The sequence below is a fragment of the Ralstonia sp. SET104 genome (assembly GCF_003851545.1).
Classification (GTDB): domain Bacteria; phylum Pseudomonadota; class Gammaproteobacteria; order Burkholderiales; family Burkholderiaceae; genus Ralstonia.
In genome coordinates this window covers 20120-33155 of record NZ_BHVX01000019.1, presented here as the reverse complement: position 1 = coordinate 33155, position 13036 = coordinate 20120, and the positions used below count along the sequence as shown (strand labels likewise).

Below are 13036 nucleotides of genomic sequence, written 5' to 3'. Positions count from 1 at the left end.
AGACCCTACGCCACCATCGGTGCAAATGACCCCATAAGCTAAGAATCTGAGCCTCGTAAGCTGAGAAACCTACGGGGTTCTCCCACTTCCTTCTGACCGATTTCACGATGCTCGAGCCCCTGATGACCAAGCAGAACGACATCGACAAGGCAGTGATACGCAACGGCAAGGGCTTACGTATCCTCGTATTTGACGAACTACATACCCACCATGGACGCCAGGGCTGCTCACGCGATGTGTCCTGGAAAGGCGGCGAAGTCCCCTTCCAGTTCATCGTCACAATGACATCCGCGCCTCATCCAGCGCTTCTAGGAGAGCGAGTTGCGGCGCTTGCGCTGGAACATGGCGTCGAAGAGACGCGACTCTTACTGCAGGAGCTACAGTCCCTGCTTCTGGTTTTGAATGATGCCTACAACTGCACAGTCTGCTTCTGACGAGGTCGTGACGGCCGTAACTGAGGCCGTCGCGTCAAACAAAGATGCCAAGCCGGCCTACCTTCAACACCTCAAGCAGGCGGAGGTGTTGACGCTGGGGGCCGGCACCAAATGCGAGGTTTGGGAGCTCGACGTCTTTGCTGATGCAGCTTGCCTAAGTGAATGGGCTTATAGGTTTCGTCAGACATACTGTCCCGACAGTGACCTCGACATCCTGCGCGAGGGTACAGGCAAGTCACGAGCCGAATACCTGTTGGAACTGGTCTTCCCGGACAAGAGCGAGCCGCCTGGCCCCTCCGTTCGCTCAGGCGATTTTGCGGAGTTGCTGGTTTCGGATTACGTCGAGTTCGTTCTCGGCTACTGGGTTCCACGCAGCAAGTACGCGGAGAAGGGCAGCCGAGACGAATCCGTTAAAGGCGTGGATATTATTGGCTTTCGGTGCCATGACCCGGAGCAGCCGAAGCCGACCGACGAGATGTTGGCCTTTGAGGCAAAAGCTCAACTCGGCGGTGGCAAGTACAAAGGCCGTCTGCAGGTCGCCGTCGATGACTCAGGCAAAGACTATCTGCGAGCCGCTGAGACGCTGGCTGCGATGAAACGTCGTATGCACGTAGCTGGCGAACATACTTCCATGTTGGTCGTCCAGCGATTTCAGGACGCTGCAGACCGACCCTACCGGCTGCTCTCAGGCGCAGCCGCCATTCTCTCCGACGAGGCGTTCGATACAGACGGCATCAAGGGAACCTCCATCGCCGGACACAACAATGCCGGCAACCTCAAGCTGATTGTCGTCAAGGGTAAGGACCTGATGACGCTTGCCCACACTTTGTACCAGCGAGCAGCAGATGAAGCCTGAACTGAACAGCCGTCGGTACTTTGGCATTACCCGCTCGAAAGGAAAGATGTATGAGTTGGGACTGTCTGAAGAGTCCCACATCGCCGTGCCGGAGGGAGTCGAACCTGCCGCCTTGTTCCCGTTGTCCATCGGGACGCTGATGGATGCGTCGGCAGTGCTGAATGACGCTGCCGACGTCCAGAGTGGACTGGCCAAGGACTTGCAGGACGACATCGGCTTTGCAGCGAGCTTCTTCGATGCCTATCTGGGCTCTCGGTTCGATACCAACGTGTCGCGGGAAGTCACACTGCTTGCATCTGCCAGCTATTTCTTGGGACAGCGCCCGGGAAGTAGCCTAGTGCTTGCCCGGCGACTTCAGGCAGAAGGAGTCAATGCCATTGAGCAATTTACGGTCTGGGCATTGCAAGCTGACTGGCGTTACTCTCCCAATCTAGCAGCGCACTGGCTCAACGGGTTCCTCTACGAGCTCTCCTTTCGCTTGATGGGCCACTTCAACGACGGCGCGTCGCCCGAGCCTGTAGTCGGGTTGTTGAACGAACTTCGTCGTTTGACCTATGCCAACGGCACCTCACGGGAAGTTGTTCTCGCCGAGGTTGCGTCCGCAGTGGTTAAGCTGCGCATGGCGGGCTCGGCTTGGACTCTGTTGCCCGGTTTCAGCGGATTGGACAGTGCCGCTTGGGCCGAGGCAATCCGTCGACCCGGCTTCCCAAAGGAACTCTGGCCGTCCCAGAAGCTGCTCGGTAAAGCCGAGCTGTTTGCCGGGAAGTCGGGGGTAGTCCAAATGCCCACGAGCGCAGGCAAAACGCGCTCCGTCGAAATCATTCTTCGAAGCGCTTTTTTGGCTGACCGGACGCGAGTCGCTGTGCTCGTCGCGCCGTTTCGCGCCTTGTGTCATGAGATTGCTACTTCACTTCGCCACGCGTTCAAGGGCGAAGACGTCAAGGTCAACGAGCTTTCCGATGCGCTGCAACTGGACTTTGTCGAGCAGTTGGCCGAGTTGCTCGGCCAGGCAGCTCCGACAACGCGCCACCTGATGGTGTTGACGCCGGAGAAGCTGCTGTATGTGCTCAGGCAGGAACCAACCTTGGTTGCGCATATCGGCATGGTGGTCTACGACGAGGGGCACCAGTTCGACACCGGACCACGCGGCATCACCTATGAACTGCTGCTGACAGAAATTAAGGGGCTGCTTCGGGCATCGGCGCAGACGGTTCTCATATCCGCCGTCATTAAGAACGCAGTGGCGGTCGGAACTTGGCTCATTGGCAATGAGCCAAACGTCGTCGATGGCACGGGACTGTTGTCGACTGCTCGGTCGGTCGCGTTTGCGACCTGGAGCGAGCGACTTGGGCAGTTGCTGTTCTTTGAGTCAGACAACTATGCGCGCCCTGACTACTTCGTGCCAAGGAGTATCGAGCCTCAAGAACTGGAATTGCGAGCGAGGGAGCGGGCGGCGCGACTATTTCCGCAGAAGGGCGACGATGCTTGGAAAGACGTTTCGCTTTACCTCGGAATTCGCCTGGCCCCGAGTGGCGCCGTGGCAGTGTTTTGCGGTAGGAAGGACACCGCAAGTGGCTTGGCAGAACGCGCGGTTGAGGTATACGGGCGAGGTTTCAAGCTTCCACCCCCTGCCGCAGCGTCTGACACCAATGAAATTCAACGCTTGACACATCTAGCGACGCAGCACTTTGGCACGGACTCCATGGTGACGAAGGCGGCTGCGCTCGGCGTTTTTGTCCACCACGGAACGACGCCACAAGGATTACGGTTGTCGATTGAGCATGCGATGCAAGGCGAGCGCATCAAGCTTGTGATTTGCACTTCGACCCTAGCGCAAGGCGTCAATCTGCCGATTCGGTATCTCATCGTTTCAGGCGTAAATCAAGGCGCTGAACGCATCAAGACACGGGACTTCCAGAACTTGATTGGCCGCGCCGGTCGCGCGGGCATGCATACCGAAGGGCTTGTCCTTTTTGCGGACCCCAAGGTCATCGACAATAAAAGGGAGCGGTGGCGCCTGAAAGCGGCGGTTGGGCTGTTGAAGCCAGAAAATTCTGAGGAGACGTCAAGCTCGCTGCTCGATTTGCTGGCGCCCATTTCGTCACCCGATGGCAAGACCGCCCTGCCAGTTCCCACAGCAGACGTGCTGCGGGCCTACTTTAAGCGAGGCAACGAGTTGCAGGCTTGGGCCACTGAGATGGCCGACGCCCACAAGCAACTTGGATTTGACCACCGGTCATTGACAAAGGAGATTTCGAGTAGGCAGCGGCAACTGTCCGCTCTCGAAAGCTACTTGATGGCCAATCGTGGCGTCGAGAGTTTCGAAAACATGTTGCCCAAAGTACGCGACCTAGCGGCTTCGACGCTTGCATATTCCCTCGCGGACGAGGCCGCGAGGGAATCACTCGTGCAACTCTTTGAATTGTCGGCTACGTACATTGAGCAGTTGGTTCCCGAGCCTCCTCGACAGGCGATGTACGCAAAGACGCTGCTAGGTGCTTTCGATTCGAGAAAAGTCGAAGCCTGGGTTCAGGAACGTGCAGATGCGCTGCGGGCTCTTGAGACACCCGATGCGTGGCTGCAAGCAGTGTGGCCGCTTTTCAACGCTGTGGTCGACGACAAGTTACTGACAGGTATGGAACCCGCTGGCATATCGATGCAGCTCGCGCGGGAATGGATGCGCGGGACGTCATATCGAGAGCTGATTGATATGGCCAAAGAGGTTGGAGCTTCAAAACCTTGGGGAGAGGCAGACCGACGCAAACTCAACGAGGCTGACGTACTTCAATTTTTGGAGGGTTGTCTCGGTTTTGACTGTCCTCTGGTTGCCGCCGCCGTTGGTCAGTTCCTATTCGGGGCGACAGGGCTCAATGGAGAGGAGGCCGGAGCGCTGAACGAATTCCAGAAGTCTCTGGCTTACGGCTTGCCAACCAAACTTGCAGTTTCGACTTATGAGTCTGGTATGGCTGACCGGCATATCGCGCAGACCGTCGCGTTCGAGATTTGGCTGGCTGGATACGAGGGGTTTCAATTTCGTGCCGCTCTGCCCGAGTACCGCGAGGTTGTCGCTGCCGTACTCGCTGCCTATCCGTCGTACTTCGGCGCGGTGCTCGGTAGTCTTTGATTCTCAGGGCTGGCCCGGTGCCTGGTAGAGCGCTACGTGAAATCAGGCGAGCGGGCCGGACAAACGATTCTAGGTGCTCAGCGTTTCCGAAGTGTCATTTCACTCAGCCGGCTTCCTAATCGCAGGTAACCCAGGTAGTTCAAACCTGCTGAGAGGCTTAGGCAAAATTCGCTGAACAAGAGCAGCACGGGAGGCCACAACAATGGATAGCCAAGATAGCAACACCAGCGAACCCTTCGCTCTAAACGCTACGGCAAATGAGCCGGATGGTGTCGAAATAGAAATCGAGGCAGACTCCACGCTTGGCTATGCGTCTATCCAGAATTCGGTGCCGGTTATCCGGTCTCTGCGTTTGACCAACCACGGGACAGAAACGCTAGAGAATTTGGAGGTGCTCGTAACTTGCAACCCGCGATTTGCGGAGAGCATAAAACTGCGATTCGACCGCTTATCGCCCAGCGAAACCCGCCGCGTGTCCCCCGTGGACCTTCATCCAGACCACAGCTACTTAGCTGAGCTCCAGGAAGCAGTCCAGGCGGTTGTGAAAGTTTCCGTACTCGCAGGAGCCAACGAGCTGGCACATAAGGCTCAGTCGATGGAGGTTCTTGCCTACGACCAGTGGGCAGGAACGCGCGCGCTGCCCGAACTGCTGGCGGCATTTTGTATGCCGAACAATCCGGCCGTCGACATACTCATTGGGAAAGCCTCCAAGCTTCTCCGCTCGCAATACAGCGAGCTATCAATGAACGGGTACCAGTCAAAGAGCCGCGAGGTTGTCTGGAAGCAGGTGTCGGCGCTCTACAGCGCTATTTCAGCGGAGGCACTGCAGTACTCTGAACCGCCTGCGTCCTTCGGTTCTGACGGTCAGAAAATTCGTACTCCAGAGCGAATTCTGGAGACTAAGGTCGCAACCTGCCTCGACCTGGCTATGCTGTTCGCCTCGTGCCTGGAGCAGGCAGGCCTCCGCCCAGTAGTGCTCATAAAGGATGGGCACGCATGGGTGGGCGTATGGCTCCACTCAGCCTGCTTCCCAGACCCGCTTACGGACGACGTTCAGGCAGTGCGAAAACGTGTCGACAGCGGCGAGTTCCTTGTGTTCGAGACCACCGGGGTCGCCCAACACCATAGTCGCAGGCCTTCCCTGCGCATCGCGCTGGAGCAAGGCCACGCGCACTTACTAGAAGAGGGTTCATTCCGCTACGCAGTGGACATCCACCGCGCCCGCGAAGTACAAATCAAGCCGTTGCCGTCGCGCACCGCACCGCTAAAGCGGATGGAGCCCGAGCAAGCTGAGATACCCGAGGCCATTGAGCCAACGCCTTACCTGCCGCCGCTCGACCCAGAATTCCTGATACCGCTCGACCTACCCACGGAAGACACACCAGAGGGACGGCTATCGAAGTGGAAGTCCAAGCTCCTGGACCTGACGCTACGCAACCGGTTATTGAACTTCAAGCCGACCAAGTCGACCCTGCAGTTTGTAGCGCCGGACCTGTCAAAGCTCGAGGATGCTTTGGCTGACGGAACTGAGTTCAGGATTCGGCAGATGCCCGGAATCATGGAAGGTGCTGACCCTCGCATGGCACAGGTGCACACGAACCGTGCGGGTCGTACGCCAATCGACGACATGGCGCTAGAAGCGCTTGCTAACAAGGAACTGCTTGCCCGGGTACAGCAAGATGCCCTGGAGGGCAACCTGCTGACTATCTTCAGCGCTGCACGCACTGGCCTTGAAGAAGGCGGAGCAAACACGCTGTACTTGGCCATCGGCTTGCTCCAGTGGACAGAGACAGAAAAGGCAGACGCCAAGCACCTCGCACCAATATTGCTGGTGCCGGTTACCCTGCAGCGACAGTCTGTGCGGAGCGGCTTCAGGTTGAGCCGCCATGATGACGAGGCCATCGTCAACCCTACGCTCCTTCAGCTCCTGAAGAACAACTTTGAGCTGCGCGTTGCAGGCCTCGATGTCATCCCTACCGACGAACACGGCATTGATGTTGAGAAGGTACTGCAGTCGTTTCGGCTTGCAGTACGAGAAATTCCGAAGTGGGAGGTGCTGGAGGAGGCCCATCTCGGCATCTTTTCTTTCACGAAGTACCTGATGTGGAAGGACCTGCAGGACCGAACCGAGGCACTGAAGGGCAATCGGGTTGTCAGGCACCTCATCGAAAATCCAGGGCAGGCATTTGCTCGCGAGGGCGGTGATGACGAATTCGAGCGCCTAGACGATACCCATCGCCCTCAGGACATCCTCGCGCCGCTACTCTCGGATTCCTCACAGCTCAAGGCCATATGCGCGATTGACGCTGGGCGGGACCTGGTGCTTGAAGGGCCACCTGGCACTGGTAAGAGCCAGACAATCACCAACCTCATCGCGCACACCCTCGCCAAGGGCAAGACCGTGTTGTTTGTGTCCGAAAAGATGGCGGCATTGGAGGTTGTTCATCGCAGACTCACCGACATCGGCCTAGGGGCATTCTGCCTTGAGCTTCACTCGTCCAAGACTAAGAAGTCGGAAGTTCTGCAGCAGCTGGGCAAAGTCTTGGAAGTGGCCGGTCAGCGCACCGCTGACGACTGGTCGCGCGAAGCCGACCGTCTTGCCCAGCTCCGTCAGGAGCTCAACGGACTGGTCGATTCACTGCACCTCCAGCATCCAAACGGATTAACCGTTTTCGAAGCCATTGGCACCTGCATCCAGCACGCTGGCGAAAAGCCGTCCCCCATGCCTTGGGCGGATGCGCTTATACACAGTCGTGATGATGTCGACCGGCTAGGGGAAACTGCACGCAAAATGTCGGCCCTTGCCGGTGCGCTTGGCCGAATTGACGGCCACCCCCTTAGCCAAGTCGGATGCGCGGATTGGTCGCCCAGTTGGCAGGATGAACTCCTAAGTGCCGTTCAAGCATTGGATGCCGCAATTCTTTCGGTCAAGGCGAAGGCAGAGCCAGTAGGCAATTTGCTCGGTCTCCCCCACGTTGGGCTAAGCTTGGATAGATATAGCCGGATAGACACTCTCGCAGATGTCCTGTTAGCTGCGCCCAGAGTCCCGTCTGGACTAGCAAGACAAGCGCATGACCCCACCGCAAGAGCACGCATTCATGCCCTTGCAAATCATGGCACAGCGCGAAACGAACACTGGAGCCACGTTGGGCAAGGCTGGACGACGCAGCTCGCAAAGCTCAATGGCACAGAGCTGCAGAGCCAATGGACGCGAGCGACATCAGCGTGGTGGCCAAAGTCCGCCCTTGCCAAACGAGCCGTTAAGGCACGCCTGGCTCCCTTCCGAGAAGACGGTAAGCGCCCGACGGACGCCACCATCAGTTCGATGCTTACTCCCTTGGCCGGAGTCAACGAAGAGGACCAGGTGCTTCGGTCGATGGAGGCGGATGCACAGGCACTGCTTCAGGACACATATGCCGGCACCAACACTGATTGGGCGAGTGTAGGCAGACACGAGGAGTGGGCAAATAAATTTTCCAGTGCCGTCACACTCGTCGCCGGGCCGAATGCAGACATCGCTAGCGCGCTAAGGCAGCGGCTCCAGCCGCTAGTCGCTGAGGACCGCTCGGTGCTTGCGCCTGACGCATATGGCGGGCGTGCGCTACTTGAGTTTCGGGATGCGTGGCGAGACCTTCGGCAGAAATTGGATGCAGTGGACGCGCTAGCAAAGCCCTTGTCTCCCTTGCAAGGACCTCCGGATGCTGACGGCGCCCTGGAGCGAATTCAGGCCGTGCTTGCTGGATGGCAAAGCGCCAAGCGCTTGCTGCAGCCATGGTGCCTCTGGCGCAATGTTCGCGACCATGCCGTTTCGCAAGGGCTTCAGGGTATAGTCGCTTCGCTTGAAGCGGGCACAGTGCCCTTGCGGGACATCGAGGCGCACTTCGAATTCAGCTACTGCCATTGGTGGGTCAAGAAGACCATTGACAACGACCCGGTATTGCGCGGGTTCTCGAGCGCCGACCACGAACGAAAGATTCGCGAGTTCCGGCAGGCGGACACCAAGTTCCAGAAGCTCACCGAAAGGTACATTGCCGCGACCTTGTCCGGCAGGGTTCCCTCAGGCATCAGCGCAGCGGTCAGTCCAGACAGCGAGCTTGGTCGACTTCGCAGAGAGCTGCAGAAGCAGCGCAAGCAGATGCCCGTCCGACAACTTGTGCAGGGACTCCCCACGTTGCTTCCCAAGCTAAAGCCGTGCTTGCTGATGTCGCCGCTCTCCGTGGCACAGTATTTGGACGCAGGCTACGCACAGTTTGACTTGGTTGTTTTTGACGAGGCTTCCCAGATTCCTGTATGGGAGGCCGTGGGAGCCATCGCGCGAGGCAAACAACTGGCCGTGGTTGGCGACCCAAAGCAGTTGCCTCCCACCAACTTTTTCAACAAGTCCAATGACTCAGATGACGGCCCGACCGGCGATGAACAAGTCGAGGACCTGGAAAGCATTCTGGATGAGTGTCTCGGTGCAGGCATGAACCGTCTGAGCTTGCAATGGCATTACCGCAGCCGGCACGAAAGCCTTATCACTTTCAGCAACGTCGCTTACTACGACTCGAAGCTCATTACATTCCCCTCACCGGTCACGGACGACGTGGCTGTCAGATTCGAACGAGTTAATGGCGTCTACGACCGTGGCGGCACGCGTACAAACCGCGCCGAGGCCGAGGCCATCGTCAAAGGTATCGAAGCACACTACTTGTCGAACTCGAAGAAGGACCAGACGCTTGGTGTCGTGACCTTCAACCAAGCACAGCAATCCCTAATCGAGACGCTTCTGGATGCTCGTCGTAGAGCAAGTCAAGCCTTGGACCGCGCAATAGCGGCGAGCTCGCACGAGCCACTATTCATCAAGAATCTGGAAAACGTTCAAGGCGACGAGCGTGATGTCATCTTCTTCTCCATCACCTATGGGCCAGACGCAGCGGGTAAGACCACGATGAATTTTGGCCCGCTCAATGGCGAAGGCGGCCATCGCCGGCTGAACGTCGCCATATCTCGAGCTCGTGAAGGTGTGGTCATCTACAGCACGTTGATGCCTCAACAGATAGACCTTGCCAAGCTGCGGGCGCGGGGCGTGCGCGACCTCAAGAATTACCTGGAATTTGCCCTAAAGGGCCCCAGGGCGCTTATCGAGCAATCTGCACCTACCGGGTTGGAGCCAGATAGTCCATTTGAGACGGCCGTTATAAAAGCTCTGCGAGACCGCAATTGGATAGTCCATTCTCAAGTCGGATGTTCGGGCTACAGAATTGACATCGGTGTTGTCGACCCTCGGGCTCCTGGCAGGTATCTAGTCGGCATTGAGTGCGACGGTCGGTCATACCACTCGGGCGCAACGGCCCGCGACCGAGACCGTCTGCGACAGTACGTACTGGAAGGGTTAGGCTGGCGCATCCACCGAATTTGGTCTACCGACTGGTGGCTTAACCCTGAGGCAGAAGTTGACAAAGTACTTGCTCACCTGCACGACATTTTGGAGAGCGACGACACCGTTAACGAAGAACCACCTGTTTCAGGCGCGGTAAGTTCCCCAGCCCAAGCGTCAGAAGCCGCTGATTCGGATGAACAGAGCGAAGCGCCACCATCTGCCGCAGGTGCCTCAGTTGAGCCAGAATCGCCCGAAACACTCGCATATCCCGTGTATTCGCCGATACCCCTTGCGGCTGGTGACCCCATCAAGTTCTACGAGCCCAGTTCATCGCGTTCGCTCGCCCTCCAACTGCTACAAGTCATTGATGCCGAGGGCCCCCTGCCAGAGCAGGTACTGTTCCGTCGCGTAGCCCGCGCATGGGGACTGGAGCGTACAGGTTCGAGAATTGTTGAACGTCTAAAGAACCTTGTTCCTCGCACCGCCGGTCGAACCGTAGAAGATGAAGTTACTTACTACTGGCCCTCGTCCGTTAATGTGACTGACTGGAATGGTTTCAGGCTCTCTAACCAAGAAGAAGCATCAAGGCGCCACATCGCCGAGGTCGCCATCGAGGAAGTCGGAAACCTCGTGTTTCACGTGCTGGAAGTTGGGGGAGCTGCCCCACGCTCGGATGTGGCGAAGGCAGTCTGCCGCCTGATTGGTATGGCACGGACGACGGCAGATAGCGAGGCTAGGGTCGGCAAGTCGATGGACCAACTTTGCGCACAAGGTAGGCTGATTGACCTAGGTGCGGCAATCCGGTTGCCTTAAATCTGCACCTGAGCCGTCCTGCGTGAACAAGAAACAGCGTGGCGTCTGGTCGACAGACGTCACGTACCTCACCTAAGCGAGTCACTCCTTTTCGATAGCTCTGGTCATTGACTGACCATGAGCTGCGGGGTAAGAACACGCCTGTTGTTACGCAGGCGGCGGTTAAAGCTCACTAGAAAAGCTCATGAGTCCAAGCAGCGAACTTGGTGCTTAGATGACCTCCGCATCGAGTCGGCAGAGGGCTTTCGTATTGAAGCGGACGTTATGCCTATGTTGGCTAAACGCCCGCGATGACCTAGAGCTACGCCGTTGATTCCATTGAATTCACCACCTAAAAACGCGAAGGCGCGATTTTGGTGGTGAAAACAGGGTCTGCGGATATTGCGCTTGGCTAGGCGCCGGGCAATCCGCGCTTCGTTGCATTCACGACTGCGTCGGCAAAGCTTAGGACGCTGTCTACATCAGCCGGTTTTACGCGCCTCGGCTCTAGGTCATCAGCTTCATTCCATGCACGGACGAGCGCGACGGCCCGGGCTTTGCTGGAGACGTCCAAATTCTCAGCGTTCAGTTCTTCGAATAACTGCGCATCCGACAGGCCGACCAACTGCGGTTCGACAATTCGCATGATGCCTGCGCAGCAGCACACCGCATCGTAGGCGGCTTGGAAGCGGGTCGAGGCCGACAGTTGGGGGATGTTGGCATCAGCGAGCTTGGCTACGGCCGCTTGTAGCCGTGAACGAATAACGTCAGCGTCTCGGCGACTACCGATATGACTGGCTGGGAGAGCCCGCCATTCGTGGCGCAGTTGCTTCAGTTTGTTGGTGAGTTCTACCCGAGCGCGGTCTTCGCCCAGGCCGACTCGGCTGGTGAGCCAAATGCGGTTCTTTTGAAAGGCTTCCGGCCAGTAATACCTATCGCAACTGAGTGCGAGCCAGTGCCGGATGCCATGGCCATCCACGTATCGCATGATTTGGTCGAACTCCGTCAGCCCCGCCCACTCAACGAAGTCGCCGCAGAATTCATGGGTCATTCCAACGACGCGGCTACGGAGACCGGCAGGCAAGAATGCCTTGGCCTGTTCGAAACCATGTATGCGTGACCAAGGCGTGCTGAGGACGATTCTGACCTCGGGGTAAGGCTGCAAGAGCTTTGCGAGAACATCGGCGTATTCGAAAAGCGAGTGCCTTTCGCCGTGATGTTCTGCTTCCTCCAAGGTATGCCGCACGCCTTCGGCATGCAGGCAGCCGTCATAGGCTAGAAAAAGCACTGAGTGCATCGGGAATGCTGCGTCCGCGTGGAGGTCGATTGAAAAGGGGCGCTGAAAATGTGAGCCATCCGGTCCGTTGGTCCGGTTCACATCCGTTTCTCACAATATATTGGGCATTGTAAAGCAGTGCTTATCGTTTTGCACAATATATTGTGTGGATTCTGGCCTGACCTATCGAGAGACTTCCTCCCCACTATGCAAAGTTGGGGTATGGATGGACCGCATCGCTGCCTTCGGGCAAGTCGTTCGGGAGGCGCGGCTCGAGAAAGGGCTCACGCAGGAAGCACTTGCCGAGCAGGCTGACCTCCATCGGAACTTCGTATCTCTCATTGAGCGCGGGCAGAGCAAGGTTGCTCTGGACTCATTGTTCGCAATTGCCGACGCCTTGGGCACCCAGGCCTCGGAATTATTGCGGCAGGCGGAGTCGCTCACTAGTCAGTCGAGTATGCGTGAATAGTTGGGCAACTATTAGGAAGCCGCTAATTTCAGCCGCATGCGGTGAATAGTATGGCCGGCGGGGGGAAGGTCGCTGGGCTGCATCCAGGCCCAGAAGTGCCACACCGACCGCTGCCCGACTGGCGTGGCCACGCAAGACCCGTCGCGCCAGAAGGCGCTGGTGGTGCCCGATAAGGCTGAGCGTGTGCATCAATATCACGCGCACACGCTGCATGCGCTGCTGGAGCTGACGCAGGCGGCCGGTCTGCAGCATCCGGCGGATTTCCGCGCGCACCACATCGTGCGGCGCGTGTCGGGCAACGAGGTGCAGTTGCTCTCCGCGCTGCTCAAATATCTGGAGCCTGGCGATTTGCTGGCCGGGCGGTATCGCTATCAACTCTACGAGCGCTACTGGCCGATGGCGCAGGCTGAAAGGTTTGATCCGGTGGTGGTGTAGCGCTCCACCTGATTCATCGCGCAGGCATCAAAAAAAGGGCTCCCGGGCCCTTTCTCATTGGAACGGCGCGCCATACCGGCAGGCATGGCGCCGACAGCGTGTCGGGCCACGTGCCGGAGCATAAGGCTGGAAGCCGGTTTCGGGCACATTTTCAGAAAACGCTGATGCGTGGACCGCTGCGGTGTCGGGTTGGACGTCGCGGCGCGCGGCGCGCGGGGCTCGGAGGTTCGATGCCGGAGGTCTGTGGTCCGGTGGCCGGACTTGAAGGTCCGTAGACGACGGTTGACG

The 13036-nt window shown here is 58.0% G+C and carries 6 protein-coding genes and 1 pseudogene; 6 read left to right on the top strand and 1 reads right to left on the bottom strand.

Translation table 11 applies throughout. The features are described from left to right. The first annotated feature begins 122 nt into the window (after positions 1 to 122). From PSUB009319_RS19855 to PSUB009319_RS19840, 4 genes are all read left to right on the top strand, one after another. The gene (locus tag PSUB009319_RS19855; protein ID WP_124383915.1) at positions 123 to 434 is read left to right on the top strand and encodes a hypothetical protein; all 312 of its coding nucleotides are present in this window, start codon (positions 123 to 125) and stop codon (positions 432 to 434) included. 7 nt (positions 435 to 441) lie between these two features. Further along, positions 442 to 1290: a hypothetical protein gene (locus tag PSUB009319_RS19850; protein WP_124383914.1), complete on the top strand. Its 849-nt coding sequence runs from the start codon at positions 442 to 444 to the stop codon at positions 1288 to 1290. Beyond that, complete coding sequence (locus PSUB009319_RS19845; RefSeq protein ID WP_124383913.1) at positions 1280 to 4414, top strand: DEAD/DEAH box helicase; 3135 nt, start codon at positions 1280 to 1282, stop codon at positions 4412 to 4414. Before PSUB009319_RS19850 ends, PSUB009319_RS19845 begins: the two co-directional genes overlap by 11 nt. Positions 4415 to 4616: 202 nt before the next feature. Then, complete coding sequence (locus PSUB009319_RS19840; RefSeq protein ID WP_124383912.1) at positions 4617 to 10589, top strand: DUF3320 domain-containing protein; 5973 nt, start codon at positions 4617 to 4619, stop codon at positions 10587 to 10589. A 391-nt stretch (positions 10590 to 10980) separates the two neighbouring features. Here PSUB009319_RS19840 and PSUB009319_RS19835 read toward each other — a convergent pair whose 3' ends face one another. Next, complete coding sequence (locus PSUB009319_RS19835; RefSeq protein WP_124383911.1) at positions 10981 to 11946, bottom strand: HAD domain-containing protein; 966 nt, start codon at positions 11944 to 11946, stop codon at positions 10981 to 10983. Between the two features lie 124 nt (positions 11947 to 12070). On the opposite strand from PSUB009319_RS19835, the gene PSUB009319_RS19830 reads away from it, so the two are divergent. Together PSUB009319_RS19830 and PSUB009319_RS19825 are read left to right on the top strand one after the other, a co-directional pair. Next, positions 12071 to 12313 (top strand): helix-turn-helix domain-containing protein, encoded by a 243-nt coding sequence (locus tag PSUB009319_RS19830; protein ID WP_124383910.1) that lies wholly within the window; start codon positions 12071 to 12073, stop codon positions 12311 to 12313. Positions 12314 to 12382: 69 nt separating this feature from the next. Continuing rightward, positions 12383 to 12748 (top strand): annotated as a pseudogene (locus tag PSUB009319_RS19825) (glutamate synthase-related protein); the annotation flags it as partial. Positions 12749 to 13036: the final 288 nt, after the last annotated feature.

What these genes read in the sequence shown, in the direction of transcription:
- PSUB009319_RS19855 (WP_124383915.1), top strand. Translation starts at nt 123, where the DNA reads ATGACCAAGCAGAACGACATCGACAAGGCAGTGATACGCAACGGCAAG.
- PSUB009319_RS19845 (WP_124383913.1), top strand. Translation starts at nt 1,280, where the DNA reads ATGAAGCCTGAACTGAACAGCCGTCGGTACTTTGGCATTACCCGCTCG.
- PSUB009319_RS19840 (WP_124383912.1), top strand. Translation starts at nt 4,617, where the DNA reads ATGGATAGCCAAGATAGCAACACCAGCGAACCCTTCGCTCTAAACGCT.
- PSUB009319_RS19830 (WP_124383910.1), top strand. Translation starts at nt 12,071, where the DNA reads ATGGACCGCATCGCTGCCTTCGGGCAAGTCGTTCGGGAGGCGCGGCTC.